Source organism: Streptomyces sp. T028 (assembly GCF_048159505.1).
In the GTDB taxonomy this organism is placed as follows: Bacteria; Actinomycetota; Actinomycetes; order Streptomycetales; family Streptomycetaceae; genus Streptomyces.
The window spans coordinates 320,124-345,580 of sequence record NZ_JBLRVZ010000012.1 but is presented as its reverse complement, the minus strand read 5'-3'; the positions used below and the strand labels follow the sequence as shown (position 1 = coordinate 345,580).

Annotated in this window: 26 protein-coding genes and 1 pseudogene; 11 read left to right on the top strand and 16 right to left on the bottom strand. The window is 71.6% G+C overall.

Going from position 1 to position 25,457, the window contains the following annotated elements; all coding sequences use genetic code 11:
* Nucleotides 1–47: 47 nt before the first annotated feature.
* Nucleotides 48–701 (top strand): PhzF family phenazine biosynthesis protein, encoded by a 654-nt coding sequence (locus ACLZN2_RS13925; RefSeq protein WP_416978743.1) that lies wholly within the window; start codon nucleotides 48–50, stop codon nucleotides 699–701.
* A gap of 156 nt (nucleotides 702–857) precedes the next feature.
* Entirely contained in the window at nucleotides 858–1,187 is a 330-nt protein-coding gene (locus ACLZN2_RS13920; RefSeq protein WP_416978742.1) for a hypothetical protein, read from the top strand.
* A gap of 91 nt (nucleotides 1,188–1,278) precedes the next feature.
* Here ACLZN2_RS13920 and ACLZN2_RS13915 read toward each other — a convergent pair whose 3' ends face one another.
* Complete coding sequence (locus ACLZN2_RS13915; RefSeq protein WP_416978741.1) at nucleotides 1,279–1,926, bottom strand: heme oxygenase (biliverdin-producing); 648 nt, start codon at nucleotides 1,924–1,926, stop codon at nucleotides 1,279–1,281.
* Between the two features lie 133 nt (nucleotides 1,927–2,059).
* Nucleotides 2,060–2,917, bottom strand: a complete 858-nt coding sequence (gene map, locus ACLZN2_RS13910) for a type I methionyl aminopeptidase (RefSeq protein ID WP_416978740.1) — start codon at nucleotides 2,915–2,917, stop codon at nucleotides 2,060–2,062.
* Between the two features lie 58 nt (nucleotides 2,918–2,975).
* On the opposite strand from map, the gene ACLZN2_RS13905 reads away from it, so the two are divergent.
* The gene (locus tag ACLZN2_RS13905) at nucleotides 2,976–3,206 is read left to right on the top strand and encodes a hypothetical protein (RefSeq protein WP_416978739.1); all 231 of its coding nucleotides are present in this window, start codon (nucleotides 2,976–2,978) and stop codon (nucleotides 3,204–3,206) included.
* Between the two features lie 76 nt (nucleotides 3,207–3,282).
* On the opposite strand, the gene ACLZN2_RS13900 is transcribed toward ACLZN2_RS13905, so the two are convergent.
* Nucleotides 3,283–4,572 carry an MFS transporter gene (locus ACLZN2_RS13900; RefSeq protein ID WP_416978738.1) on the bottom strand — a complete coding sequence of 430 codons (1,290 nt, stop codon included), beginning with the start codon at nucleotides 4,570–4,572 and terminating at the stop codon, nucleotides 3,283–3,285.
* 499 nt (nucleotides 4,573–5,071) lie between these two features.
* Nucleotides 5,072–5,668, bottom strand: a complete 597-nt coding sequence (locus ACLZN2_RS13895) for a hypothetical protein (protein WP_416978737.1) — start codon at nucleotides 5,666–5,668, stop codon at nucleotides 5,072–5,074.
* A 103-nt stretch (nucleotides 5,669–5,771) separates the two neighbouring features.
* Between ACLZN2_RS13895 and npdG the strand changes: the two genes are divergently transcribed.
* Nucleotides 5,772–6,512, top strand: coding sequence for an NADPH-dependent F420 reductase (gene npdG / locus ACLZN2_RS13890; RefSeq protein ID WP_416978736.1), 741 nt, complete (start codon nucleotides 5,772–5,774; stop codon nucleotides 6,510–6,512).
* Between the two features lie 92 nt (nucleotides 6,513–6,604).
* Nucleotides 6,605–6,784, top strand: coding sequence for a hypothetical protein (locus ACLZN2_RS13885; RefSeq protein WP_133909923.1), 180 nt, complete (start codon nucleotides 6,605–6,607; stop codon nucleotides 6,782–6,784).
* On the opposite strand, the gene ACLZN2_RS13880 is transcribed toward ACLZN2_RS13885, so the two are convergent.
* Nucleotides 6,774–7,574: a site-2 protease family protein gene (locus ACLZN2_RS13880; RefSeq protein ID WP_416978735.1), complete on the bottom strand. Its 801-nt coding sequence runs from the start codon at nucleotides 7,572–7,574 to the stop codon at nucleotides 6,774–6,776. The two genes, ACLZN2_RS13885 and ACLZN2_RS13880, sit on opposite strands and share 11 nt — an antisense overlap.
* 168 nt (nucleotides 7,575–7,742) lie before the next feature.
* Between ACLZN2_RS13880 and ACLZN2_RS13875 the strand changes: the two genes are divergently transcribed.
* Nucleotides 7,743–11,771, top strand: a complete 4,029-nt coding sequence (locus tag ACLZN2_RS13875) for a BTAD domain-containing putative transcriptional regulator (RefSeq protein ID WP_416978734.1) — start codon at nucleotides 7,743–7,745, stop codon at nucleotides 11,769–11,771.
* 33 nt (nucleotides 11,772–11,804) lie between these two features.
* On the opposite strand, the gene ACLZN2_RS13870 is transcribed toward ACLZN2_RS13875, so the two are convergent.
* From ACLZN2_RS13870 to panB, 3 genes are all read right to left on the bottom strand, one after another.
* A complete protein-coding gene (locus tag ACLZN2_RS13870) occupies nucleotides 11,805–12,692 on the bottom strand; it encodes an ABC transporter permease (protein WP_416978733.1) in 888 nt (295 codons plus the stop codon).
* The gene (locus ACLZN2_RS13865; RefSeq protein WP_416978732.1) at nucleotides 12,689–13,723 is read right to left on the bottom strand and encodes an ATP-binding cassette domain-containing protein; all 1,035 of its coding nucleotides are present in this window, start codon (nucleotides 13,721–13,723) and stop codon (nucleotides 12,689–12,691) included. Before ACLZN2_RS13865 ends, ACLZN2_RS13870 begins: the two co-directional genes overlap by 4 nt.
* A 205-nt stretch (nucleotides 13,724–13,928) precedes the next feature.
* Nucleotides 13,929–14,795 carry a 3-methyl-2-oxobutanoate hydroxymethyltransferase gene (panB, locus tag ACLZN2_RS13860; RefSeq protein ID WP_416978731.1) on the bottom strand — a complete coding sequence of 289 codons (867 nt, stop codon included), beginning with the start codon at nucleotides 14,793–14,795 and terminating at the stop codon, nucleotides 13,929–13,931.
* Between the two features lie 205 nt (nucleotides 14,796–15,000).
* Here panB and ACLZN2_RS13855 point away from each other — a divergent pair, with 205 nt between their 5' ends.
* From ACLZN2_RS13855 to ACLZN2_RS13845, 3 genes are all read left to right on the top strand, one after another.
* Entirely contained in the window at nucleotides 15,001–16,596 is a 1,596-nt protein-coding gene (locus tag ACLZN2_RS13855; RefSeq protein WP_416978730.1) for an MFS transporter, read from the top strand.
* Nucleotides 16,597–16,624: 28 nt separating this feature from the next.
* Complete coding sequence (locus tag ACLZN2_RS13850; protein WP_416978729.1) at nucleotides 16,625–17,251, top strand: TetR/AcrR family transcriptional regulator; 627 nt, start codon at nucleotides 16,625–16,627, stop codon at nucleotides 17,249–17,251.
* Between the two features lie 190 nt (nucleotides 17,252–17,441).
* Entirely contained in the window at nucleotides 17,442–18,497 is a 1,056-nt protein-coding gene (locus tag ACLZN2_RS13845; protein WP_416978728.1) for an endonuclease/exonuclease/phosphatase family protein, read from the top strand.
* A gap of 35 nt (nucleotides 18,498–18,532) precedes the next feature.
* Here ACLZN2_RS13845 and tgmC read toward each other — a convergent pair whose 3' ends face one another.
* From tgmC to ACLZN2_RS13820, 5 genes and pseudogenes are all read right to left on the bottom strand, one after another.
* A complete protein-coding gene (gene tgmC / locus ACLZN2_RS13840; RefSeq protein WP_416978727.1) occupies nucleotides 18,533–19,660 on the bottom strand; it encodes an ATP-grasp peptide maturase system methyltransferase in 1,128 nt (375 codons plus the stop codon).
* Nucleotides 19,657–20,067, bottom strand: a complete 411-nt coding sequence (locus tag ACLZN2_RS13835; protein WP_416978726.1) for a hypothetical protein — start codon at nucleotides 20,065–20,067, stop codon at nucleotides 19,657–19,659. The genes tgmC and ACLZN2_RS13835 overlap by 4 nt, the downstream gene beginning before the upstream one ends.
* Complete coding sequence (locus tag ACLZN2_RS13830) at nucleotides 19,968–20,486, bottom strand: hypothetical protein (protein ID WP_416978826.1); 519 nt, start codon at nucleotides 20,484–20,486, stop codon at nucleotides 19,968–19,970. Before ACLZN2_RS13830 ends, ACLZN2_RS13835 begins: the two co-directional genes overlap by 100 nt.
* 545 nt (nucleotides 20,487–21,031) lie before the next feature.
* Nucleotides 21,032–21,229: a hypothetical protein gene (locus ACLZN2_RS13825; protein ID WP_416978725.1), complete on the bottom strand. Its 198-nt coding sequence runs from the start codon at nucleotides 21,227–21,229 to the stop codon at nucleotides 21,032–21,034.
* Nucleotides 21,226–21,312 (bottom strand): annotated as a pseudogene (locus ACLZN2_RS13820) (hypothetical protein); the annotation flags it as partial. The pseudogene ACLZN2_RS13820 and the gene ACLZN2_RS13825, both read right to left, overlap by 4 nt.
* Between ACLZN2_RS13820 and ACLZN2_RS13815 the strand changes: the two are divergent.
* A complete protein-coding gene (locus ACLZN2_RS13815; RefSeq protein ID WP_416978724.1) occupies nucleotides 21,298–21,564 on the top strand; it encodes a hypothetical protein in 267 nt (88 codons plus the stop codon). The pseudogene ACLZN2_RS13820 and the gene ACLZN2_RS13815 sit on opposite strands and share 15 nt — an antisense overlap.
* The gene (locus ACLZN2_RS13810) at nucleotides 21,551–22,018 is read left to right on the top strand and encodes an NUDIX hydrolase (protein WP_416978723.1); all 468 of its coding nucleotides are present in this window, start codon (nucleotides 21,551–21,553) and stop codon (nucleotides 22,016–22,018) included. Before ACLZN2_RS13815 ends, ACLZN2_RS13810 begins: the two co-directional genes overlap by 14 nt.
* Nucleotides 22,019–22,094: 76 nt before the next feature.
* On the opposite strand, the gene ACLZN2_RS13805 is transcribed toward ACLZN2_RS13810, so the two are convergent.
* The 3 genes from ACLZN2_RS13805 to ACLZN2_RS13795 are packed head-to-tail and all read right to left on the bottom strand — an operon-like array spanning nucleotide 22,095 to nucleotide 25,382.
* Nucleotides 22,095–22,736, bottom strand: coding sequence for an HAD family hydrolase (locus tag ACLZN2_RS13805; RefSeq protein WP_416978722.1), 642 nt, complete (start codon nucleotides 22,734–22,736; stop codon nucleotides 22,095–22,097).
* Between the two features lie 16 nt (nucleotides 22,737–22,752).
* Complete coding sequence (locus tag ACLZN2_RS13800; RefSeq protein ID WP_416978721.1) at nucleotides 22,753–23,292, bottom strand: AAA family ATPase; 540 nt, start codon at nucleotides 23,290–23,292, stop codon at nucleotides 22,753–22,755.
* Nucleotides 23,293–23,351: 59 nt separating this feature from the next.
* The gene (locus tag ACLZN2_RS13795) at nucleotides 23,352–25,382 is read right to left on the bottom strand and encodes an NAD(+) synthase (RefSeq protein ID WP_416978825.1); all 2,031 of its coding nucleotides are present in this window, start codon (nucleotides 25,380–25,382) and stop codon (nucleotides 23,352–23,354) included.
* Nucleotides 25,383–25,457 lie beyond the last annotated feature (75 nt).

Here is a 25,457-nt window from a genome sequence, read left to right as displayed (position 1 = left end):
CCTTACCTATCTAAGTCACCCACTACGACCGATGCTTCAATTCCCAGGTGACTGATTACGACGTGCTCCGCGTCTTCTGTGCGCCGAACGGCGGCTACGGCAACGAACTGGGCGTGGTCCGCGAAGGCTCGGTGCTGCCGGAGCGGGAGGACCGCCAGGCCCTCGCCGCGAAACTCGGCTTCAGCGAGACGGTGTTCGTCGACGACCCCGAGCGCGGGGTCATCGACATCTACACCCCCACGGTCCGGCTCCCCTTCGCCGGCTACCCCTGCGTCGGCGCGGCCTGGCTGCTCGACGTCCCCGAACTGGTCACCCCCGCCGGAGTCGTCGGCGCCCGCCTGGACGGGGAGTTCAGCTGGATCGAGGCCCGGGCGGAGTGGGCCCCGCCGCGCACGTTCCGCCAGTACGCCACCGCCGCCGAGGTCGACGACCTGAGCGTGCCACCGCAAGGTGAGTGGATCTACGCGTGGGCCTGGGAGGACGAGCCCGCCGGCCGGATCCGCGCCCGTGGCTTCCCCGGCCGCGGGGACGGCATCGAGGAGGACGAGGCGACCGGAGCGGCCGCGCTCCTGCTCACCGAACAGCTCGGCCGCGCCCTCAACATCACCCAGGGAGCCGGCTCCCAGATCCTCACCGCCCCGCAGCCGTACGGATGGGTGGAGATCGGCGGCCGGGTCCGCCTGGAGGGCGCCGAACGCTGACCACCCACCCCGCGTCGGGCGTGAGGCGCCGAACGATACATCCGGCCGCGGGCGTCCGTGGTGTTCCGGGCGGCCGTACGGGTGGTCCCGCGTGTGCGCCGGGGGGTGAGCGGTTACCTCTGGGCGTGACCACTCCGCCTCCGTGAGAGGAGCATCATGCGTATCCGATCAGTTCTGGCCGCCACCGTCCTGGGGGTCGCCCTGGCCGCCGCCGGCGCGACGAGCGCCACCGCCGACGAGGGGCCGCGCCACCACGGCGGCGGCCACTACGGCGGCGGCCACTACGGCTCGGAAGGTCACTACGGCCACAAGGACCACGGCCGCCACTACGGCTCGGAAAATCACTACGGCCAGAAGGACGAGGGCCGGCACCACGGCAGCCACCACGGCATCCACCACGAGTCCGTCTGCAGCCCGTACATCGGCAAGATCGACACGGTCTCCAGCGACATCTTCTGGGCCGGCGAGCACTGCGGCTGGTTCTGACCGGGCCGACCCACGGCAGGCACCGGGCCCTTTCCCGTCACGGGAAAGGGCCCGGTGCCGTGTCCGCAGGCGTCTGCGGCAGCCGACGGCCTCAGGCCGACAGCGGGAACTCCTCGCCCAGCGCCCGGAACACGGCCGTGTTCAGCGCGAAGGCCCGCTTGCACTCGGCGACGATCCGCTGCTTCTCCAGGTCGTCCGCCCGCACCGCGTCGAGCAGTTCCCGGTAGTCCCGCTTGAAGGCCGCCGGGTTGCCGATCTCCTCGAAGACGTAGAAGCGGACGCCGTCGCCCTTCTTCTCGAAGCCCCAGGTCCGCTCCGCCCGGTCGCGGATGATCTGACCGCCGGAGAGGTCGCCGAGGTAGCGCGTGTAGTGGTGGGCGACGTACCCGGCAGGCCAGTCCTCGGCGCACGCGCGCACCCGGTCCGCGTACGCCCGCGTGGCCGGCAGGGCCGACAGCCGCGCCCGCCAGTCCGCTCCCCGCAGATGTGCCAGGTCCCGCTCCAGCGCGGCCAGCCGGAACAGCTCGGGTCTGACGAAGGGCCCCGCCACCGGGTCCGACGCCAGCCGCTCGGTGCCGGCCTCCAGCGCCTCGTAGACGAACCAGAGCTGTTCGGTGTAGCGCGCGTACGCCTCCACCCCGAGCCTGCCGCCCAGCAGGTCGCTCATGAACGTCGAGGTCTCGGCCTCCATGTGCTGCTCGTGGGAGGCGGTGCGGATGAGGGTCGAGAAGGAGTCCATGTCGCCCATCTTCTAAGGTAAGGCTTACCTAAGTCAATGCTTGCCGACATCCTGTCGGTAAAAGCCTACAAGAAAGGCCCGCTCCGGACGGGGAGCGGGCCCTCGATCACTCGCACGTGCTAAGGCTCGGGCGCTACGGCAGGGTGAGGATCTCCGCGCCGGTGTCCGTCACGACCAGCGTGTGCTCGAACTGGGCGGTACGCCTGCGGTCCTTGGTCACCACGGTCCAGCCGTCGTCCCACATGTCGTAGTCGTGCGTCCCCAGCGTCAGCATCGGCTCGATCGTGAAGGTCATCCCGGGCTGCATCACGGTCGTCGCGTGCGGGCTGTCGTAGTGCGGGATGATCAGCCCGGAGTGGAACGAGGAGTTGATCCCGTGGCCGGTGAAGTCCCGGACCACGCCGTACCCGAACCGCTTGGCGTACGACTCGATGACGCGCCCGATGATGTTGATCTGGCGCCCCGGCCGGACCGCCTTGATCGCGCGGTTCAGGGACTCACGGGTCCGCTCCACGAGCAGCCGGCTCTCGTCGTCGACGTCCCCCACCAGGTACGTGGCGTTGTTGTCGCCGTGCACCCCGCCGATGTACGCCGTCACGTCCAGGTTGACGATGTCGCCGTCGCGCAGCACCGTCGAGTCCGGGATGCCGTGGCAGATGACCTCGTTGACGCTGGTGCACAGCGACTTGGGGAAGCCGCGGTAGCCGAGCGTGGAGGGGTAGGCGCCGTGGTCGCACATGTACGCGTGCGCCACCTGGTCCAGCTCGTCGGTCGTCACCCCCGGCGCGATCAGCTTCGCGGCCTCCTCCATCGCCCGCGCGGCGATCCGCCCGGCGACCCGCATCGCCTCGACGGTCTCCGGGGTCTGCACCTCAGGACCGGTGTACGGCTTCGGCGCGGGCTTGCCGACGTACTCGGGACGGCGGATGTTTCCGGGCACGGAACGGGTGGGGGAGAGGTCCCCGGGCACGAGCAGCGACTGGCCAGACATACCGGCGAGTCTAGCGAGCGGGTACGGGGGAACATGTGGGTGGCGAGAGGAGCCGGTCATGCCCCTGTTCAAACGGCGCGTCACGGGAAAGCCGGGCGAGTGGTACTACTGCCTGGAGCACAAGAAGGTCGAGGAGGGGCCGGACTGCCCCGGCAAGGACCGCTTCGGCCCCTACGCCTCCCGCCAGGAGGCCGAGCGTGCGATGGAGAGCGCCCGCGAGCGGAACGTCCAGTGGGAGAACGATCCCCGCTGGCGCGATGCCCCGAAGACCGAGGCGGGGGAGGAGTAAGCGCTCGGCTGCGGCGCCGTCGTGGCTGGTCGCGCCCACGCGGCGGAGCCGCATATCGATACAGCCCCGCGCCCCTTCAGGGCGCCGGTGTCGCCCCCAATGTCCGGCGTTCACGCTCGCGCGCCGCGTGCTGGTCCGTCCGCACGTCGTAGCGCATCAGCGCCGGCAGGCACAGGGCCAGCAGTCCGACCGCCCCGGCGCACAGGGCGCCGCCCGACCAGACGGACGTCCGTACCCCCAGCCAGGCCGCGAAGCCGCCGCTGCGGACCTGGCCCACCGTCGGCCCCACCGAGTACGACAGCAGCTCGATCCCGGCGAGCCGCCCGCGCAGCTCGTCCGGGATCGTCTGGTTCCACATCGCGCCCCGGAAGATCCCGCTGACCATGTCGCAGCCGCCCGCGAGGGTGAGACACAGCAGCACCAGCCATACGTTCCCGACGAGCCCGGCGCCCGCGATCGCCACGCCCCACAGCGCGGCCGAGACCACGACCGCCCGCCCGTGCCGATGAACCCGCGAGGTCCACCCGCTCGTCAGGCTCACCAGCATCGACCCGGCCGGTACGGACGCGTACATCAGCCCCAGCGACCACTCCGCGTCCAACTCGTCGGCGAGGAACGGCAGTACGGCAAGCGGCATCGCCAGGAACATCGCGGCGAGGTCCACGGCGTACGTCCCGAGCAGCTCCTTGCGGCCCCAGGCGTACCGGGCGCCCTCGGTGATCGCCTGCCAGGAGGGCTTCGCCGCCTCGTGGGAGGCGGGGGAGGAGGCGATGGCGACGGTCAGGGCGACGGAGACGGCGAAGGTGAAGGCGTCGGCGGCATAGGCCCAGCCGAGGCCGGCATACGCCACGACGATCCCCGCGACCGCGGGGCCCGCGACTCCGCCGACCGTCCAGCGCAGGGAGTTCAGCGCGCCGGCGGCGGGCAGATGCTCATGGGCGACGATCCGCGGCCACAGCGAGTCCAGCGCGGGCCGCTGGACGGAGAACAGCACGGCGGAGAGCCCGGCGACGAGATACAGCGGCCATACGGCGGGCTTCGGCAGCAGCGCGTTCACCAGCAGCACGGCGCTCAGCAGGCCCTGGCCGACCTCCGTCCACACGATCAGCGTCCGCTTGTCGAGGGCGTCCGCGAGCGCGCCGCCGTACAGCCCGAACACGACGAGGGGGACCAGCTCCACGGCCCCGATCGCGCCCACGGCCGCCGCCGACCCCGTCAGCTCCTTCAACTGCACCGGCAGCGCGACGAACGTCAGAAAACTCCCGAAGTTCGAGATCAGCCCCGAGAACCAGAGCCGCCTGAAGTCACGGGAGGCCCGCCAGGGGGCGAGGTCGGGGAGAAGCGCGCGCAGGGAGTCGGTGGCCACGAGGGGTCATGCTTGGCGGAGCAGGGGAGGAGAGCAACGGGTTTTCCCGCCGACCCTGCCCACCCGCCCGCCCGACTCGGTGGGTTGAGAGCGCACGCCCTCCGGGGCTCCGCCCCGGCCCCCTGGCGGGGACTGCGTCCCCTGGCCCCCTGGTGGGTCTCCGCCCCGGCCCCAACGCCTGCCCACCCGCCCCACCCGAGCCGCGCACGCCGAAGCCTCCGCCCCACCCGAGCCGCGCACGCGCCGAAGCGCGCTGTGAGGACCGAGCCGGTCGCGCCGAGGCCTCCGCCCCGCCCGAGCCGTGCACGCGCCGAAGCGCGCTGTGAGGACCGAGCCGGTCGCGCCGAGGCCTCCGCCCCGCCCGAGCCGTCCCACCAATCCCCGCCCGCCCGGGCTGTCCCGCCGGGCTCCGGACTGCCCCAGCCGTGTCGGCGACGGTGCCGCGTCGGGCGGGGTGGTTCTGCCGAAGGCGGTGGGGCCACCGAGACGGGTGGGGGAGTTACCAGGGGGGAGGCGGCGGGGCCGTCAAAGACTCCGCCAGCCTGGAGAGGCGGGCGCGCAGCCCCCGGCGCGTTCTCACGGAGCGGCCGTTCTCGCCCGCCGCCGCGCTGACCAGGTGCTGCACCGTGTCCAGGTCCAGCTCCGAGCCGTCCGGCACGGTCAGCGTCTCGTGGGACAGGGCCGTCAGCTCGCCCTCGCCCGGACCGAGGGACAGGACCGTGAGCCCGGAACGCCGCGCGTCCGACACCCGCTCCAGCAGCGCGGCATCCCCTTCCGGCGAGGCCACCAGCAGCGTCTCGCCCCGCCTCGCCGCCTCGATTCGCCCGAGGCCCACCGCGAGATGCGCGGGGTCGCAAGGGCGCGCGTGATGTCGTACGAGAGTCGGCGCCAGCTCCGGCGTACCGGACCACGCGGCCTCGTCCACCAGATGCGCCGCGAGATGCCACGGCTCGTACTCCGCCGTCCCCACCAGCAGCAGCCCGCCCCCGTGCGAGACCACCGATCCGCGGAGCACCGCGCCGAACCTCCGCGTGGCCGACAGCCACTCCGTCCCGGCGAGCACCTCGCGCAGCAGCGCGACCCGTACGGCGTCCATGCGCCCGCATCCTGCCCCAGCCGCCCCGCCTCCGCCCCGGCTTCGCCCCCGATTCACCCGACACGGCGAAAGCGCCCTTGCCACCCCCACGTAAAGTCGGCCCATGACCTCTACCGACAGTGCACAGAACGCCTCCGCGAGCGCCCCCGCGAGTGCCCCTGCGAAGGCCCCTGCCAAGGACCCGTGGGACCTCCCCGACGTCTCCGGACTGGTCGTCGGCGTGCTCGGCGGCACCGGCCCGCAGGGCAAGGGTCTCGCCTATCGTCTCGCCAAGGCCGGCCAGAAGGTGATCATCGGTTCGCGCGCCGCCGACCGCGCGCAGGCCGCTGCCGAGGAGCTCGGGTACGGCGTCGAGGGCGCCGACAACGCCGAGACCGCCCGCCGCAGCGACATCGTGATCGTCGCCGTGCCGTGGGACGGGCACGGCAAGACCCTGGAGTCGCTGCGCGAGGAACTGGCCGGCAAGCTCGTCGTCGACTGCGTCAACCCGCTCGGCTTCGACAAGAAGGGCGCCTACGCCCTCAAGCCCGAGGAGGGCAGCGCCGCCGAGCAGGCCGCCGCCCTGCTGCCGGACTCCCGGGTCACCGCAGCCTTCCACCACCTCTCCGCCGTCCTCCTCCAGGACCCGGCGATCGAGGAGATCGACACCGATGTCATGGTGCTCGGCGAGGAGCGCGCCGACGTGGAGATCGTGCAGGCGCTCGCCGGCCGCATCCCCGGCATGCGCGGCGTCTTCTCGGGCCGACTGCGCAACGCCCACCAGGTGGAGTCCCTGGTCGCCAACCTCATCTCCGTCAACCGCCGCTACAAGGCGCACGCGGGACTGCGGGTGACGGACGTCTGAGCGCATGGGGGACACTGGACGACGCACGATGCACGACACACGATGCACGGCACACGCACCCACCGGTGTCCCCCGACAGGAGAGCAGTCCCCATGCCCCGCCTCGCGATCTACACCCTCGTCGTCTGTCTCCTCGCCGTCGCCGCCGCGGTCGTCTCCTTCGCGCAGGGCAGCTTCCTGGGCGTCGTCTGGGTGCTGCTCGCGGGTCTGTCGTCCAACATGACCTGGTACTACGTCAAGCGGGACAAGGCCCGCAGGTCCGTCACCGGCTGACCGCGCAGTACTCGTTCGTCTCCTGCCAGAAGCGGTAGAGGTTCTGGCCGCAGTACGTGTCGAAGTCGCTGATGCCGAGGCCGCGCAGTACCGCGTCGACCGCGTCGAAGAACACGTTGTTGACCGACGGCACCCACAGCAGCGCGAACACGAACAGCAGTCCGAACGGTGCGAACGGCTCCACCTGCCGCTTGAGCTCGTACGACAGCCAGGGCTCGATCACCCCGTAGCCGTCGAGGCCCGGCACCGGCAGGAAGTTCAGGATCGCCGCCGTGACCTGGAGCAGCGCGAGGAACGCGAGCGCGTACCGGAAGGCGGCCGGCACGCCGTCCAGGGCGTCCAGCCAGAACGGCGCGGTGCACACGGCGGCGAACAGCACGTTCGTCAGGGGACCGGCCGCCGAGACCAGACTGTGCTGCCAGCGCTTGTGGATCCGCCCCCGCTCGATGAAGACGGCACCGCCCGGCAGACCGATCCCGCCCATGATCACGAAGATCACCGGCAGCACGATGCTGAGCAGGGCATGGGTGTATTTGATCGGGTTGAGCGTGAGGTACCCCTTCGCGCCGACCGTGATGTCGCCGCTGTGCAGGGCCGTGCGCGCGTGCGCGTACTCGTGCAGGCACAGGGAGACGATCCAGGCCGCCGTCACGAACAGGAACACGGCCAGGCCGGGCTGTTCGGCGAACCCGGTCCAGGTGGCCCAGCCGGTGACCGCGGTGACGGCCAGGATCCCCACGAAGACCGGGCTGATCCTCCGGTCGCCGCTGCGGGTGGTGGCGGTGGTCATGGGTCTCCCTGAGCTTCTCGGCACGCGTGGAACGGCCCGACCGTACCGGGCGCACCGGGAAAACGTCTCGCGGTGGCCCCCGGGTTCCGTGGAAGGGTGGGGACATGGGGACGCCACCCCGCCGCAACTCCGTGACCGCCCCCGTTCCCGCCGGAGACAATGAACCCCGTGCGCTATCGCATTCTCGGCACCACCCAGGCACTCCGTTCCGACGGCACCCCCGTCGCCGTCGGCGGGGCGCGGCTGCGTGCCCTGCTGACCGTGCTGGCCCTGCGGGCCGGGCGGAACGTGCCCACGGGGCTGCTGGTGGAGGAGGTGTGGGCCGGGGACCCGCCCGCCGACGCCCCGGGCGCGCTGCAGGCACTGGTCGGACGGCTGCGCCGGGTCCTAGGCGCGGACGCGATCGCCTCCGCCGACGGCGGCTACCGCCTCACCGCCACCCCCGACGCCGTCGACCTGCACCGTTTCGAACGGCTCACCGCCGACGGCGTCCGCGCCCTCGCCGACGGCGACCCCGCCAAGGCGGCCGTCCTCCTCGACGACGCCCTCGCCCTGTGGCAGGACCCGCCCCTCGCCGACCTGCCCGACCGCACCACGGAGGCGGCCCGCCAGGAGGCTCGCAGACTGGACGCGGTGCGCGCCCGCCACACCGCCGCGCTCGCCCTCGGCCACGCCGAGCGGTCCCTCCCCGAACTCACCGCCCTGTGCGACGCCCACCCCCTGGACGAACCCCTCCAGGCCCTCCGCCTGCGCGCCCTGCGCGACGCCGGCCGCCCGGCCCAGGCACTGGCCGCCTACGACGACGTACGCCGCCTCCTCACCGACCGCCTGGGCTCCGACCCGGGCCCCGACCTCCGCTCCCTCCACGCGGAACTCCTCAACCCGGACGCGTCTGTGGGCCCGGCGGCCCCGCCCTCCAACGGCTCGCCCGCCCTCACCCCGCCACCCCCCGGCAACCTCCGCGCACGCCTCACCTCCTTCGTCGGCCGGGAGGGCGAGATCGACGTCATCCGGGGGGTCCTCGGAGAGGCGCGGCTCGTGACGTTGCTGGGGCCCGGTGGGGCGGGGAAGACGCGGCTGTCGCAGGAGGCCGCGGAGGGCGTGCGGGACATCGCGCGCGACGGGGTGTGGCTGGCCGAGCTCGCCCCCGTGGCCGACCCGGACGCCGTACCGCAGGCCGTACTGACCGCCGTAGGAGCGCGCGAGACCGTGATGTACGGCGCCGGGGCCGAGGAGATGCGTGCGGTGGCCGAGCGGCACGACGACCCGGTGGAGCGGCTGGTCGAGCACTGCGCCCGGCGCCGCATGCTGATCGTCCTCGACAACTGCGAGCACGTCGTCGGGGCCGCCGCCCGCCTCGTCGAGGAACTCCTCGTCCGCTGCCCCGGGCTGACCGTCCTCGCCACCAGCCGTGAACCCCTGGGTGTCCCGGGCGAGTTGCTGCGCCCCGTCGAGCCGCTGCCGGAGCCCGTCGCGCTGCGGCTGTTCGCCGACCGGGGCGCGGCCGCCCGCCCCGGATTCCGGATCGAGGACGACCCCGAGGCCTGCGCCGAGATCTGCCGCCGCCTCGACGGCCTCCCCCTCGCGATCGAACTCGCCGCCGCCCGGCTGCGCATGCTGACCCCTCGCCGGATTGCCGACCGCCTCGACGACCGCTTCCGGCTGCTGACCTCGGGCAGCCGTACCGTCCTGCCCCGCCAGCAGACCCTGCGCGCCGTCGTGGACTGGTCCTGGGACCTGCTGGACGAGGCGGAGCGCGAGGTCCTGGCCCGGCTGTCGGTGTTCGCCCGCGGCTGCGACCTCACCGCCGTCGAGGCGATATGCGCACCGGCCGAACCCGCCGCACCGGCCGAACCCGCCGGACCGGCCGAACCCGCCGGACCTGCTGCACCGGGCGGACCCGCCGGACTCGGCGCACCCGCCGGACCGGCCGGACCCGCCGGACCTGCTGCACCGGACGGACCCGCCGCACCGGGCGGACCCGCCGGACCGGCCGGACTTGGCGCACTGGGCGGACCCGCCGGACCGGCAGGACCCGCCGGACTTGGCGCACCGGGCGGAGCCGCCGCACCGGGCGCACCGGCCGGACCGGCCGGACTTGGCGCACCGGGCGGACCCGCCGGACCGGCCGGACTTGGCGCACTGGGCGGAGCCGCCGCACCGGGCGCACCGGCCGGACCCGCCGGACCGGCCGGACCCGCCGGACTTGGCGTACCGGGCGGAGCCGCCGCACCGGGCGCACCGGCCGGACCGGCCGGACTTGGCGCACCGGGCGGACCCGCCGGACCGGCAGGACTTGGCGCACTGGGCGGAGCCGCCGCACCGGCCGAACCCGCCGCACCGGCCGAACCCGCCGGACCGGCCGCACCGGCCGCACCAGCCGGACCGGCCGGACCCGCCGGACCTGCTGCACCGGGCGGACCTGCTGCACCGGGCGCCCCGGCCGGACCGGCCGGACTTGGCGCACCGGGCGGAGCCGCCGCACCGGGCGCACCGGCCGGACCGGCAGGACTTGGCGCACCGGCCGGACCCGCCGGACCCGGCGCACCGGCCGCCCCCACCGCCCCCACCCCCCGCGACGTGCTCAGCTCCCTCGCCTCCCTCGTCGACAAGTCGCTCGTGGTCGCCGCCCCGGCCCCCGACGGGGAGATGCGCTACCGGCTCCTGGAGACCGTCGCCGAGTACGCAGCCGAACGCCTCGACGAGACCGGCCGGCGGCCCGACGCCGAGCGCGCGCATCTGACGTACTACCGCGAACTCGCCCGCACCACCGAGCCGTTGCTGCGCGGCCCGCGCCAGACCGAGGCCGTCGCACGCTTCCAGCTGGAGTACGAGAACCTGCGCACGGCACTGCGCCGCGCCGTCGCCGCCCGCGACGAGCAGGAGGCCCTCTGCCTCACCCTCTCCCTCGTCTGGTACTGGCAGATGCGCGATCTGCGGATCGAGGCCCGCACCTGGTGCCGCGCGGTCATGGACCTCGGACCCGACCCCTTCACCGACCCCGTCCGCCCCGCCGCCGCGGTCTGGAGGCCCGTCACCGACACCCCGCCCCCGCTGTCCGGCGAACCCCTCGCGGAGGCCCGGCGCGGTGTCCACCTCGCCCATCTCGCCTGCATGGACACCGAGATGGACACCTGGAACACCCCCGAGGCCCAGCGCAAGCTGCGGATCGTGACCGAGACCTACGCCCCCGGCCTGCCGCAGACCTGCCGCCCGCCGGGCCTGCTCTGGTTCTACGCCGTGATGATGACCGGCGATATGGAACGCATCCTGGCCATCATCGACGCCAACGTCGAGACCAGCCGCACCACCCCCGGCTACGAGTGGGAGCTCGCCACCAGTCTGCAACTGCGCGCCAACCTCCTCGCCAACCGCTCCGACTGGGCCGGCGACGCCGGGCGGGACGCCGACGAGGCCCTGGAGATCTTCCGCCGGCTGGGCGACGCCTGGGGCGCGGCCGAGGCCCTCTCGGCACGCGCCGAGGCCCGCGAGCGCACGGGCGACTACCGGAGTGCTGCCGCCGACTACACGGAGGCCAGGGCGCAGGCCGAACGGCTCGACGCCCACCACCAGTCGGCGGTCCTCGGCGCCCGGCTGGGCAGCGCGCTGATCGAGGCCGGCGACGAGGAGCGCGGTGAACGCCTGCTGCGCGAGGTCGTCGAGTCCGTGGACAACGGCCACAACGAGGCGATGCCCACCGCCCGGCTCTTCCTCGCCTCGCACCTCGCCCTGACCGGCCGCCACACCGAGGCCCGCGAACAGCTCCGGCTGGTGCGCGAGACGTTCAGCCTCGCGTCCTTCGTCGTCTTCGACGCCTTCATCCTGGGCGCGGAGGCCTGGGTCGACGTCACCGACGGCCGGTACGCGGAGGCCCTGACCTCCGTCCGCCAGGCCCTGGAGCACGCGTCCGACCGGCTCTCCATGAACGTCGCCCCGCACATGCGTTCCTTCTACCTCTCCATCGGGGCCTACGCCCTGGCCGGTGCCGACGGCGGCTCGCGCGCCGCGGACGCCGCCCGCTGCCTCGGCACCGCCGCGGCCCTGCTGCCGCCGGGGCATGTCCCCGTCCGCAACGAGCGGGAGACCGTCGCCCGCGCCGCCGGGGCCGCCCGGGCCGTGCTCGGCGACACGGCGTTCGAGGCCGCGTACGCCGAGGGCGGCGGCCTGTCGTACGAACAGGCCGCCGCCCTGGTGTGAGTGCCCGGTTCCCGATGACGAACCGGACCGGGCTCAGTTCTTGGTGCGGAACTTGTGGATGGCGACCGGCGCCATCACCGCCGTCAGCCCCACCGACCAGGCCAGCGTCACCCACAGCCCGTGCGCGACCGGCCCGCCCACCATCAGCCCCCGGGCCGCGTCCGCGAGCGAGGACAGGGGGTTGTACTTGGTGAAGTTCTGCAGCCAGCCCGGCATCGAGGCGGTCGGCGCGAAGATCGACGAGCCGAACTGCAGCGGCATCAGCACCAGGAAGCCCATCGCCTGCACCGACTGGGCGCTCTTCATCACCACGCCGAGGGTGAGGAACACCCACATCAGCGCCGACCCGAACACCGTGGCCAGCCCCACGGCCGCGAACAGACCGGGCCAGTGGGTGATGTCGAAGCCCACCAGCACGGCCACGACCATGAGGATCACGCACGCGACCAGCATGCGCATCAGCTCCACCACGATCTTGGCGAAGAGCACCGAGCCCCGGCCGATGGGCAGCGACCGGAAGCGGTCCATGACCCCGGAGTTGAAGTCCGTGTTGAAGCCGGTGCCCACGCCCTGCGCCATGTTCATCCCCATCATGGCGAGCAGACCGGGAATCACGTACTGGACGTAGGCCTCCTGTCCGCCGCCCAGCGACTGCCCGATGGACCCGCCGAAGACGTACACGAAGAGCAGGGTGAAGATCACCGGGAACAGGATCGCGTCGAACATCGACTCCGGGTCCTGCCGGATCCACAGCAGATTGCGGCGGATGAGCGCGCCGGTGTGCCGCAGGTGACTGCGCAGCGGTATGCGCGTGTCGGCCGGCTCGGCCGGGTTGGCGGTGGCGGCGGGGGTGATCGTGATCGAAGGGCCGGCGCGAAGCGCCTCAGGCAGGGTGGTGGTGGGTGACGGGCGGGCGCTCATACGGCGACCTCCTCGCGGTCGTCGGTGGGCAGGGTGTCCCGCGGGTCCTGCGGCGCGCCGGCCCGGTGGCCGGTGAGGGACAGGAACACCTCGTCCAGGCTGGGCAGTTCGGTGGTGAGGGAGGAGAGGGTGACGCCGCGCGCGGTGACCGCGCCGACGACGGCGGTGAGCTGCTCGTCGCTGAGCACCGGCACCAGCAGCGAGCCGCGCTCGGTGTCCACGACGGTGGTGGCGAGGCCGGTGATGCCGAGCTCGTCGATCCAGCCCGCCAGCGGCCGCAGCTGCAGCGGATCGGCGGGCCGGACGCGCAGGGTCCGTCCCCCGACCTTCGCCTTCAGCTCCTCGATGCCGCCGCCCGCGATGACCCGCCCCCGGTCGACGACGGTCAGCTCGGAGGCGAGCTGCTCGGCCTCCTCCATGTACTGGGTGGTGAGCACGACCGTCACGCCGTCCCCGACCATCGTCCTGACCTCGTCCCACACCTCGTTGCGGGTGCGCGGGTCGAGCCCGGTGGTCGGCTCGTCCAGGAACAGCACGGTGGGCCGGCCGATCATGGACGCGGCGAGGTCCAGCCGCCGTCGCATACCGCCGGAGTAGGTCGCCGCCGGCCGCCGGGCGGCCTCGGTCAGCGAGAACCGCTCCAGCAGCTCGTCGGCGCGGGCCCGGGAGTCCTTGCGGGACAGGTCGAGCAGCCGCCCGATCATGTACAGGTTCTCCCAGCCGGGGAGCTTCTCGTCCACGGAGGCGTACTGCCCCGTGAGTCCGATGACCCGGCGCAGCTGCCGGGGCTGCCGTACGACGTCGTAGCCGGCGACGGTCGCCTGCCCCGCGTCGGCGGCGAGCAGCGTGCACAGGATCCGCACCAGGGTGGTCTTGCCGGCGCCGTTCGGCCCCAGCACCCCCATCACGGTGCCCTCCCGCACATCCAGGTCCACCCCGTCCAGCGCCTTGGTCTCGCCGTAGTGCTTGACCAGCCCCCGCACGGTCACGGCGCTTCCCGCGCTCCCGGGGTTCGTATCGATTCGCGTCATGCCAGGAACACTCCCAGCCCCCACCGACAAACCACCGACAGACCACCTACACCACCGACAAATCCCCGACGAACACAGCAACCAACAATTGAGGAACCACGACGGCGAGCAACCACGTCCGCGAGAGCGGCGCCGGTTCAGGCGCAAAAAGGGGCGGCCCGCCGACGGGGGGAAGATCGGCGGGCCGCCTGGTGCACCGAGATGGCTAGTGGACGGAGTGCTCGTCACGCGGGAACGCCCCGCCGACGACATCCTCGGCGAACGCCTTCGCCGCGTTCCCCATCACCTCACGCAGATTCGCGTACTGCTTGACGAACTTCGGCACCCGCCCGCCGGTCAGCCCCAGCATGTCGGTCCACACCAGCACCTGCGCGTCGCACTCCGCGCCGGCCCCGATCCCGACGGTCGGGATGTGCAGCACCCGCGTCACCTCGGCGGCCAGCTCGGCCGGCACCAGCTCCAGGACCACGGCGAACGCGCCCGCGTCCTGCACGGCCTTCGCGTCCCGCAGCAGCTGCTGGGCCGCCTCCTCGCCGCGGCCCTGCACGCGGTAGCCCATCGCGTTCACGGACTGCGGGGTGAGTCCGATGTGCGCCATGACCGGGATCCCGGACTCCACCAGCAGCTCGATCTGGCGGTGCGAGCGCTCGCCGCCCTCCAGCTTCACCGCTCCGACCCCGGCCTCCTTGACCAGCCGGGTCGCGCTGCGCAGCGCCTGGACGGGGCCCTCCTGGTACGACCCGAAGGGCAGGTCGCCGACGATCAGCGCACGGTTCGTACCCCGTACGACGGCCGCCGACAGCATGGTCATCTCGTCGAGGGTGACGGGTACGGTCGTCTCGTACCCCAGGTGACAGTTGCCCGCCGAGTCGCCGACGAGCATCACGGGGATCCCGGCCTCGTCGAACACCGACGCGGTCATCGCGTCGTAGGCGGTCAGCATGGGCCACTTCTCGCCGCGCTCCTTGGCGAGCGCGATGTCGCGGACGGTGATACGGCGTGTGCCCTTGCCCCCGTACAGCGCCTTGCTGCCGTCGGAGGGGTTCGTCTGGGCAGCCGAAAGCTGCGTCATTGCAACGGCTCCTTCGTCATCTCGAGGCGCCCTCACGGCGTCCCCGGACCACCCCCATGGTGGCACCTTGTGCCAGGCAGGGCCAGACCACCCCGTGTGGCCAAGAACTCGCGGGTGGGACGCGCGGGTAAAAGCTGGGTAAGAGAACCGCACAACAATCAGATACGAGACGGTCTCGTATCGAAAAGGCTCTACCCTCGACAGCATGACTACTCCTGCCGTCCCCACCGCGCCCCGGATACCAGAACACGTGTACCGGCGCCGTTGGGCGATCCTCGGCGTGCTGATGCTGAGCCTGCTGATCGTGGTGCTCGACAACTCGATCCTGAATGTCGCGATCAAGACCATCTCCACCCCGGCCCCGACCGGGCTCGGCGCCACGCAGAGCGAGCTGGAGTGGGCCATAAACTCCTACACCCTGGTCTTCGCGGGCCTGCTGTTCACCGCCGGTCTCCTCGGCGACCGCATCGGCCGCAAGAAGGTCCTGCTCGGCGGTCTCGCCGTGTTCGGCATCGGCTCCGCGCTCGCCGCCGAGTCCGGCTCGCCCGCGCAGCTGATCGCCTTCCGCGCGCTGATGGCCGTCGGGGCCGCGTTCGTGATGCCGGCCACCCTCGCCGTCCTCATGAACGTCTTCGAGCGGGAGGAGCAGCCCAGGGCGATCGGCATCTGGGCCGGCGGCGTGGGCCTCGCCATCGCGATAGGGCCGATCACCGGAGGCCTCCTCCTGGACCACTTCTGGTGGGGCTCGGTCTTCCTCATCAACGTGCCGATCGTGATCCTCGCGTTCGCGCTGATGCTGTGGCTGGTGCCCGACTCCCGCGACCCCAACCCGGGCCGGATCGACTCCGTCGGCGTCGTCCTGTCCGTGGTCGGCCTCGTCCTGCTCGTCTACGGCATCATCAAGGGCGGCGAGCTGGCGGACTTCACCGACGTCACCGTGCTGTCGACGATCGGCGCCGGTCTCGCCGTACTCACCGCGTTCGTGGTGTTCGAGGCGCGCAGCGACCACCCGTCGATAGACGTCACCTACTTCAAGAACAAGGTGTTCTCGGCCGCGATGGCCGTCATCACCCTTGTCTTCTTCGCGCTGATGGGCGTGACGTTCTTCTCGGTCTTCTACACCCAGAGCGTGCGCGGCTACTCGCCCCTGCAGTCCGGCCTGCTCCTGCTGCCGCTGGCCGCCGCCCAGCTGTTCTTCGCGCCGCGCGCCCGGCTGGTCGTCGACCGCATAGGGGTCCGGGCCACCACCACGGCCGCCATGCTCGTCCTGACCGCGACCCTGGGCGCGTTCGCCGCCCTCGACGCCGACACCCCGATCTGGCTCCTGGAGGTCGTCTTCTTCTGCATGGGCGCCGGCATGGCCCACGTCATGACCCCGACCAGCGTCGTCATCATGCAGGCCCTGCCCCGGGAGAAGGCCGGCTCCGCCTCCGCGCTCAGCAACACCTTCCGCCAGCTCGGCGGCGCGCTCGGCATCGCCGTCCTCGGCTCGGTGCTCTCCGCGTCGTACCGCAGCGGCATCGAGGACAGGCTCGGCGCCCTGCCCGCCGGTCTGCGCGAGACGGCGGGTGAGTCCATCGAGGCCACGCTCGGCATCGCCGCGAAGCTCGGCGCCCGCGGCACGGACCTGGTCGCCCCCGCCAACGACGCCTTCCTGCACGCCATGCACGTCACCGCCCTGTGCGGCGCCGTGGTGGCGCTGGCCGGGGCGATCGTGGTGGCGCTGTTCCTGCCGGGGAAGCAGAAGGTGCCTCAGCGGGGCGCCCACGAGGAGGAGTTGGTGCGCACGGAGTCCCAGTGAGAGTCTCCCCAGGACGACGAAAGGAACGATGGACGTGAGCCTCGCAGGCGGTGGCACCGCTTCGGAACAGCCCGTCAGGGGCCGGCCGCGCAGTGAGGCCGTGGAACGGGCCATCCTCGAGGGGACGATGAAGCTGCTGGAGGACGGCGTCCCGCTCGCCGAGATCTCCATGGAGCGCATCGCCCGTACGGCGGGAGTCGGCAAGGCCACGATCTACCGGCGCTGGAGCGGCAAGGAGGAACTCTTCGTCGATGTCCTGCGCGCCGCCGAACCCCAGGACCCCGACGACCTCCCGGGCACCTCTATGCGCGACGACCTCGTCGTCCTGCTGGAGTCCCTGCGGCAACGGGGGCTCGCCAACCGCTCCTCGGCGATCCTGCACAACGTGCACGCCCAGATGAAGAGCAGCCCGAAGATCTGGGCGGCCTACCACAGTTCGGTCATAATGCCCCGGCGCAGGGCGGGCATCGAAGTCCTGCGCCGCGGCCAGCAGAACGGCGAACTCCGCGCCGACCTGGACCTTGAACTGGTGAACGACATCATCGTGGGCCCGATGCTGGTCCGCGCCGTCCTGCGCCCCGAGGCGGACCTCCCCGAGGACCTCGCTGAACAGATCGTCGACACGCTGCTCACCGGACTTCGCCCCGCCAACTGACCGGTCGGTCATCAGAACATGCAGGTTTCGTCACAGACCAGGCACCGCCCCGCAGGCCTGGAACTCCCGGCGCGGCACCGGTCGTCCTCGTCCGAGTACGGCCGTCGAGGGACGGCAGGATCGAAGCCGAACATCCCCTAGGGTCTACCCCGGGGGAGACGGTGTGCACGGTAGGCAGTGAGGCGACGGTATGGCGCAGCAGGCGTACATGACGGAGACGGACGACAACGGAGGCTCGGGACCCGAGCGCCGGGGGGACCGACTCCGGCGCCTGATCGGACGTCTGACCAGCGGCTGGCGCGGTGACCCACGCATCTGGCGCCGCGGCCTGGTGGTCGCCGGGCTCGCCCTGCTCCTCGCCCTGGTGATGCTGCTCCACTCGCGCATCCCCAACCGCTTCGGCAACCTCGGCAGCCTCACGGAGACCTTCCTGCCGTGGATCGGGCTGCTCATCCCGCTGTTCCTGCTCCTCGCCCTGGTCCGCAAGTCGGCGAGCGCGCTGATCGCGGTGGTCCTCCCGGCCGTCGTCTGGCTGAACCTCTTCGGCGGGCTGCTCAGCGACAAGACCGGCAGCGGCGGCGACCTCACCGTCGCCACGCACAACGTCAACGCCGACAACCCCGACCCGTCCGGCACCGCCCGCGACGTGGCCGCGTCCGGCGCGGACGTGGTGGCGCTGGAGGAGCTGACCGCCTCGGCGGTGCCGGTGTACGAGAAGGCGCTGGCGGCGACGTACAAGTACCACTCGGTGCAGGGCACGGTCGGCCTGTGGAGCAGGTACCCGCTGAGCGCCGTCAAGCCCGTCGACATCAAGCTGGGCTGGACACGCGCGATGCGGGCCACGGTGGCGACCCCGGAGGGCAAGGTCGCCTTCTACGTCGCCCACCTCCCCTCGGTCCGGGTCAAGCTGCAGGCCGGCTTCACCGCCCGCCAGCGCGACAAGAGCGCGGACGCGCTGGGCGAGGCCATCGCCGACGAGCCGCTGAGCCGGGTGATCCTCCTCGGCGACCTCAACGGCACCATGAACGACCGCTCCCTGAACGCCGTCACCTCCCAGCTGCGCTCCACCCAGGGCGCGGCCGGCGACGGCTTCGGCTTCAGCTGGCCGGCGTCGTTCCCGATGGCCCGCATCGACCAGATCCTGGTGAAGGACGTGGAGCCTCTCACGTCGTGGACCCTCCCAAGGACAGGCAGCGACCACCTCCCGATCGCGGCCCGCGTGAAGCTCCCCACGTCGGACGAGTGAAGAACGCCGGTAACCGGGCCGGGGGCGGTGCGCAGCTATACCGGCAGGCGCCATGAGGGACCGTCGGGGGTCCCGGCCCAGACGCGTTGGGTGCCGTCGATGTCCACGGTCATGCCGAAGTCGGACTGCGGAGGGGATCCCGCGTCCTGCCATTCCGCGAGGGCGTCTTCCACGGCGTTCCACAGGCGCAGAGGCCCGTGCTGGTGAACCTGCCAGCCGCCCTCGACCGGCTCCGTCCAGGCCTGTGAGCCGGTCGCGACATCCACAAGGATCACCCCCTCGCTCGTCGTCATCAGCTCGGCGGAGGGAGCGGCGAGCTGGGCGACGAACTGCCCCGTCCAGTCTTCGAGGAGGCCCGGGTCCAGCCGGGTGGGACGGGTCTGGCCCTGCCGCTGGAAGTAGGTGGGGCGGGGCGGGCGTTCGTGTGGGCGGGCGAGCATGTAGCCGATCCGTTCCCCGGTGAACCGACCCGTGGCGGTGCCGTCGTCGTGGACAGTGAGCCGGATGAGCCCGGAGGCGAGCATCCACCCGCTGAGGGTCGTGGTGATGGTCCCGCCGGAACGGACCTGGTGGAGCCAGGCCGGCGGGATGTGTCTCACGGCGCAGGTGGCGACGATCGCGTCGTATTCGGCTGCCTCCCTGTGCCCGTCGAGGCCGTCTCCGGTGACGAGGTTCGGGAAGTACCCGGCGGCGTGGATGCGGCCCGCCGCGAGGGCGGCCAGCCGGGGGTCGTACTCGACGGAGTACACGTGCTGGTCGCCGAGGCGGTGGGACAGGATGGCGGTGGAGTAGCCGGTTCCGGTTCCGATCTCCAGCACTTTCTCGCCCTGTTGGAGGCCTGCGAGTTCGACCATGCGCACGATCAGGGAAGGCAGCGTGCTGGACGACGTGGGACGGCCGGCGAGGGGGCCGGGGGCGTCCGCGGCGCTGACGCCGTCGACCTGGGTCACCCAGGTGGTGTCCTGGTACACGAGGCGCAGCCAGGCGTCTTCGCCGGTCCGGTCACGCTGTACGGGCTCCCATCGGGAGCCTGACGGCCGGAACAGGCAGTCACCGAGGAAGAGTTCGCGGGGGACGGCTTCGACTGCGGCCCGCCATGCCGGTTCGGTCAGGTCGAGGGGGGCGGCCAGGCTGTGGCGGAGTTCGGCGGGGTCGGCTGTCATACGGGTTCTCCAGAGTGTTGGAGCTGATCGGCGAGAGCGGCGGTGATCGGTGCGGTGATGCGATCGGGGAACCAGGCCCACTGGCCGTTGGGGTTGCACTCGTACCAGTACCAGCGTCCATCCGTTCCCAGGCCGAAATCGAAGGCCCCGAAGACGAGGCCGAAGGCATCGAGGTAGGCGCGGACGCCTTCGGCGATCTCGGGCGGGGTGGGGATGGGCGTGTAGGTGAGGTCGTCGTAGTGGCGGCGCCAGTCCACCCCGGGCGATCCGTCGATGCGGACCGCGAAGAGAAGATCCCCCACCGCGGTCAGGCGGACATCGGCCGCCTTGGCCACCCGCTGCTGGAAGAGGTGAGCGGTGTGGCACAGGCGGCTGTCGATGAGTTCAGGTGGGACGTCGTCATCCACACAGTGAGCGCGCTGCCGTTCGCGCCGGTGTACTCGGTCTCGCGGAGCGGCTTGTAGATCACCCGTTCTTGGTCGGCCGCGAAGGCGCGGGCCTGTCCGGGGTCGTTGGTGATCAGGGTCGGAGGCACGGTGAACCCGCAGCCTTCCGCCGTCGCCAGTTGCGCGGGCTTGTACTCCGCGTCCCGGTTGCGCCAGGGATGATTCACATAGTGGGCACCGGGCAGACTGGCGAGCACGCCTCCGAGTCCGTACCGGGTCTCCTCCACGGCCCAGCGGGCGGCCTGCTCTGGCATGGCGACATCGGCCGTATACGGGGTGGGCCGCCGCCAGTACACCGAGCGCACGTCGTCGAGGCGGAGGACGCGGGTCTCGGTGGAGAGAGTGCCACCGGGCCCGCTGCCGCCGAAGGTCGCGTTCAGGGTGACCGCCGTGGGGAAGTTCCCCGGGGTCCACGCGGACCACCGGCACCGCCCGCCGCTTCAGCTCCGTGATCACCTCGTCGGCCGTGGCGTCGTCCAGGCACGTGACGACGAGGACGGGTGGCCCGCCCCCGGCCATCAGTCGGAGTCTCCCTGCTGATCGCTGCCCTGGTCCGGTGTGCCGTCGAGACTGGTCTTCGTCCTGGTCTCCTTCGACGTCTCGGAGCGCTTGTGCCGGGTCCAATGCCGGTACCAGGCTGCCGTCGGGGTCGAGCCATGCGGCGGTCTGGGTCTCGGGATCGAGTACGGCAAGGGGCGGGGAGGACGACGGCCGGGGGAAAGGCTTCATGCGCCCGATTCCCCAGGGGGTGAGCCGGTCGTTCGGCGGTGTCGTCTGCATGGGACTCCTCCACGAGTTGATGCATGGGCAGGCCCGTCGTGCAGTGGCCTGCGGGGTCCACGGCACGACGGGGATTCGGGTGCGGCCCTGACCCGAGCGGCCGCCGTGGGGGTGCGTCAGTGCGCCGTCCAAGCCGGCATCGCTCTCACGAGGGATCCCTCACGGGCGACTGTCGGTGGCACGAGCAGCGGCAGCGGTGGATGAGCAGTACGCCCGTGGAGTGCGGCAGCGGCACGTCCCTGAGCTGGCGGCACTGGGCGTGTACGTCCTCGTAGCCGGGCTTTCGGCCCAGTGTGCACTCGACGGACAGTGCCTCGGGGTCGGCTGCGGTCGCCGTCGTCACGGGCGGTCGCCGCCGAAGCTCTCGTAGCGGTCGCACAGGGCTTTCAGGACACGGGCCAGACGCCGGGCGTGGCCGATGTCCCCGCCGAATCGCGGGGTCGGCCCGGCGCGGAGCTTCCCGCGCGCCTCTCCGACTCAGGCCTGTCGGTCTTCCGCTTCGATGACGACATGATCGTGACACCGCTTCTGACGCACAGGGTGGGGCACGACGCGCCGACACTGCACCTTCACCGACACCAGGACGACGGCATGTTCGACCGCTTTGCCTCGCATGTCGAGGAACTGTGGAACCGGGGTACCCCGGTGTGGGAAAGGCAGACTCATGAGCAGGCGTGACTACGAAGACGACCCGAACGCCCCGAAGGCGAACAGCCTCGTCCCAGCGGCCTCCGCCGTTGTAGTCGACGACTCGGGACGCATTCTGCTCCAACGCCGCAGTGACAATGGCATGTGGGCCCTGCCGGGCGGTGCCATGCACATCGGTGAGTCACTCCCTGACTGCGCTGCTCGGGAGACCCTTGAAGAGACCGGCATCGAAGTCGAAGTCATCGGCATCGTCGGCACCTACACCAACCCCCGCCACGTCTTCGCCTACGACGACGGCGAGGTACGGCAGGAGTTTTCCATCTGCTTTCTGGCCCGCCCTGTGGCAGGCGAGTTGACCCTTTCGGAGGAATCCACGGACGCCCGCTGGTTCAGGCCATCGGAGGTGGCCGCACTCCCCATGGTCCCGAGTATCCGTAAGCGAGTGAACGACTGGCGGAACGGAACCATGCCTGCCCTGCGCTGACTCGCATCCTCGGCCCAGTAGCTCCGTCCGCCTCCGACACCGCGGACGTCATGGCGCCCGCGTCGGCCGCTCTCTGTCAGCCGTCGAGGATGTCGATCAGCTCGCTGAGACTGTCGATCCGCCAGTGCGCCGCCGCCACGACCTCCGGATCCTCGGCCCACAGATGCCCCCACGGCCCCCGGCGAAGGTGCGCCACCCGCAGCCCGGCCGCCTTCGCCGGGAAGACGTCGTTGGCCGGGTGATCTCCCACGTACAGGGTTCTGTCCGCCGGGGCCTGTGCGACCTCCAGGACCCGTGCGAAGAACGGCGGCTGAGGTTTTGCGACTCCCCACTCCCCGGATGTCACGATCAGGTCCGCAGGAAGTGCCAGGCCGCGCAGAAGTTCACCTGCACGCGTGGTCTGATTGCCCGCGATGACGACCCGCACACCACGGTCACGCAGTGCGGACAGGGCAGGGCGTACATCGTCGTAGAGGTCGCTCTCTTCGAGGTGCTCGCCGCGTCCCGCCGCTTCACGGGCGCGGTACTCGGCAGCCACGTCGCAGCCGGGCCGCGCGAGCCGTAGGGCGTCGGCGTTGTCCCGGCCCTGAGCCACGACTGCGCCGACGAGGGCGGACAGGGTGTGGCGGGGGATGCCGAGCCAGTCTGCCCAGGAAGCCCAGTAGCGGTCATCGCGGACGAGCGTCTCGCCGATGTCCAGCACGATGGTCTCCAGCACCCTCCGAGGGTATGGGTCAGTGACGTCCGGCCCAACCCGTCGCCGTCACCACCTCCCGCGCGATGTCCACGACCGGGCGTCCGTCGGTCGTCACCCGCACCGTGCCTGCCGGGGACCGTTGTTCGAGGAGCCGGGCCTTGCGGACGCTGCCTTCCCACTCGTGCTCCAGTTCCGAGCCGAGTTCGCGTCCCGTGAGCCGCTCGCGCGTGGTGGTGTCGGAGGCGGTGAGCAGGACTCGTACGATTCTGACGCCGGCGCCCATGGCGCGCTCGAACATGCCTGTCGCCTCCGGCAGCACGCTCACGGTGTTCGTGTAGATCAGGCGTCGGTAGCCACGCCGGGCGAAGTTGGCCCAGACCGCGGTCAGATTGCTCTCGGTGATCTCCGCGCGGTGCGGGTCCCCCTCGGGAGCCGGATGCACCTGCCCCATGAAGTCACCCTCGATGATCGCGTGGGCGATCTCCGCGGCGCGCAGTTGCGCCGAGACCTCCCATCCCACCGTCGTCTTGCCGACGCCGGCCCGTCCTCCGATGAGCAGTACTTCCGGGCGATCCATGAAGGCAGCCTGTCAGTAGGGACCCGCCGCGCGCGATCCGATATCAGGTGGGCGAAGGGCTACTCGTCGAAGCGGGCCAGGTCGCGCAGCCATGCCCGTGCCGAGCTGTCCGACGGTGCGCGCCAGTCGCCGCGCGGGGAGAGTGAACCCCCCGCCGACACCTTCGGCCCGTTCGGCATCGCCGAGCGCTTGAACTGGGCGAACGCGAAGAAGCGGCGGCAGAAGATCTCCAGCCAGTGGCGGATCTCCGGCAGGTCGTACGCGACCCGCTTGGCCTCGGGGAAGTTCGGCGGCCAGGCGCCGGCCTCCGCGTCGTGCCAGGCGTGCCAGGCCAGGAAGGCGATCTTCGACGGGCGGAAGCCGTAGCGCAGGACGTGGAACAGCGTGAAGTCGTGCAGCGCGTACGGGCCGATCTTCGACTCCGTCGACTGCATCTCCTCGCCCGGCACCAGCTCCGGGCTGATCTCGGTGTCGAGGATCGCGGCGAGCGTCTTGCCGGTCTCGTCGTCGAACTGGCCGCTGCTGATGACCCACCGGATCAGATGCTGCATCAGCGTCTTCGGCACACCCGAGTTGACGTTGTAGTGGCTCATCTGGTCGCCCACGCCGTACGTGGACCAGCCGAGGGCGAGTTCCGACAGGTCGCCGGTGCCGAGGACGATGCCGCCGCGCTGGTTGGCGAGGCGGAAGAGGTAGTCGGTGCGCAGGCCCGCCTGGACGTTCTCGAAGGTGACGTCGTACACCGGCTCGCCCGAGGCGAACGGGTGGTCCATCTCCCGCAGCATCAGCCGCGCCGTCGGCGTGATGTCCAGCTCGGCCGCGGTGACGCCGAGCGAGTTCATCAGCTTGTGGGCGTTGTCCTTGGTGTGGTCGCTGGTGGCGAAGCCGGGCAGGGTCCAGGCCAGGATGTCGCTGCGCGGGCGGCCGGCGCGGTCCATCGCGCGGGCCGCGACGATCAGCGCGTGCGTGGAGTCCAGGCCGCCGGATACGCCGATGACCACCTTCGGGCCGCCGATCGAGGCGAGGCGCTGCTGCAGGCCTTCGACCTGGATGTTGTACGCCTCGAAGCAGTCCAGGGCGAGCCGGTCGGCGTCGGCCGGCACGAACGGGAAGCGCTCCAGGCGGCGCCGCAGGCCCAGGTCGGTGAGCGGCGGGTCGAGCTCGAAGGGGACCGTGCGGAAGTCGCCGGTGCGTGCGTGGTGCGTACGGCGGTTGTCGTCGAATGTGCCCATCCGCTGCCGCTCCTGCCGCAGCAGATCGAGGTCCACGTCGGCCACCGCGTACTCGTCGCCGAGCGGGAAGCGCTCGGTCTCCGCCAGCAGCGCGCCGTTCTCGTAGATCATGGCCTGTCCGTCCCAGGACAGGTCGGTGGTCGACTCGCCGAGGCCGGCCGCCGCGTAGACGTACGCGGCGAGGCAGCGGGAGGACGCCGAGCGGCACAGCAGCTTGCGGTCCTCGGCCCGCCCGACCGTGATCGGGCTGCCGGAGAGGTTGACCAGGACGGTCGCACCGGCGAGGGCCGCCTCCGCGCTGGGCGGCACCGGCACCCACATGTCCTCGCAGATCTCCGCGTGCAGGACGAGACCGGGGACGTCCTCGGCGGTGAACAGCAGGTCCACGCCGAAGGGGACTGCCTCGCCGCCGACACGGATCGAACCGCCGCGTTCGTCGGCGCCGTCGCCGATCTGCCGGCGCTCGTAGAACTCCCGGTAGTTCGGCGGGTACGACTTCGGTACGACACCGAGGATCCGGCCCCGGTGCACGATCACCGCGCAGTTGTAGATCCGGTTGCGGTGGCGCAGCGGGGCGCCGACGACCAGCACCGGCAGCAGACCCGCCGAACCGGCCACCACCTCCCGGAGCGCCTCCTCGACCTCGTCGAGCAGCGCGTCCTGGAGGAGCAGGTCCTCGATGGAGTAGCCGCACAGACCCATCTCCGGGAAGACGGCGACGGCGACGCCCTCCTCCGCGCACCGGCGGGCGTGGCGCAGGACCGCCTCGGCGTTGGCGGGCGGGTCCGCGATGACGGTGTGGCCCGTGCATGCGGCGACGCGTGCGAAGCCGTGCTGATAGATCGACCAGAAGTTCAACGGAGACGGAGGCACGCGGATCAGTGTAATCGGTTTAATCGTCAGAGCGACGCGATGGGGGCGTGAGGTGTCGTC

Coding starts and splice junctions, on each gene's coding strand:
- ACLZN2_RS13920 (WP_416978742.1), top strand. CDS start 858: ATGCGTATCCGATCAGTTCTGGCCGCCACCGTCCTGGGGGTCGCCCTG.
- ACLZN2_RS13915 (WP_416978741.1), bottom strand. CDS start 1,926: ATGGACTCCTTCTCGACCCTCATCCGCACCGCCTCCCACGAGCAGCAC.
- map (WP_416978740.1), bottom strand. CDS start 2,917: ATGTCTGGCCAGTCGCTGCTCGTGCCCGGGGACCTCTCCCCCACCCGT.
- ACLZN2_RS13905 (WP_416978739.1), top strand. CDS start 2,976: ATGCCCCTGTTCAAACGGCGCGTCACGGGAAAGCCGGGCGAGTGGTAC.
- ACLZN2_RS13895 (WP_416978737.1), bottom strand. CDS start 5,668: ATGGACGCCGTACGGGTCGCGCTGCTGCGCGAGGTGCTCGCCGGGACG.
- npdG (WP_416978736.1), top strand. CDS start 5,772: ATGACCTCTACCGACAGTGCACAGAACGCCTCCGCGAGCGCCCCCGCG.
- ACLZN2_RS13885 (WP_133909923.1), top strand. CDS start 6,605: ATGCCCCGCCTCGCGATCTACACCCTCGTCGTCTGTCTCCTCGCCGTC.
- ACLZN2_RS13880 (WP_416978735.1), bottom strand. CDS start 7,574: ATGACCACCGCCACCACCCGCAGCGGCGACCGGAGGATCAGCCCGGTC.
- ACLZN2_RS13870 (WP_416978733.1), bottom strand. CDS start 12,692: ATGAGCGCCCGCCCGTCACCCACCACCACCCTGCCTGAGGCGCTTCGC.
- ACLZN2_RS13865 (WP_416978732.1), bottom strand. CDS start 13,723: ATGACGCGAATCGATACGAACCCCGGGAGCGCGGGAAGCGCCGTGACC.
- panB (WP_416978731.1), bottom strand. CDS start 14,795: ATGACGCAGCTTTCGGCTGCCCAGACGAACCCCTCCGACGGCAGCAAG.
- ACLZN2_RS13855 (WP_416978730.1), top strand. CDS start 15,001: ATGACTACTCCTGCCGTCCCCACCGCGCCCCGGATACCAGAACACGTG.
- ACLZN2_RS13850 (WP_416978729.1), top strand. CDS start 16,625: ATGGACGTGAGCCTCGCAGGCGGTGGCACCGCTTCGGAACAGCCCGTC.
- ACLZN2_RS13845 (WP_416978728.1), top strand. CDS start 17,442: ATGGCGCAGCAGGCGTACATGACGGAGACGGACGACAACGGAGGCTCG.
- tgmC (WP_416978727.1), bottom strand. CDS start 19,660: ATGACAGCCGACCCCGCCGAACTCCGCCACAGCCTGGCCGCCCCCCTC.
- ACLZN2_RS13810 (WP_416978723.1), top strand. CDS start 21,551: ATGAGCAGGCGTGACTACGAAGACGACCCGAACGCCCCGAAGGCGAAC.
- ACLZN2_RS13800 (WP_416978721.1), bottom strand. CDS start 23,292: ATGGATCGCCCGGAAGTACTGCTCATCGGAGGACGGGCCGGCGTCGGC.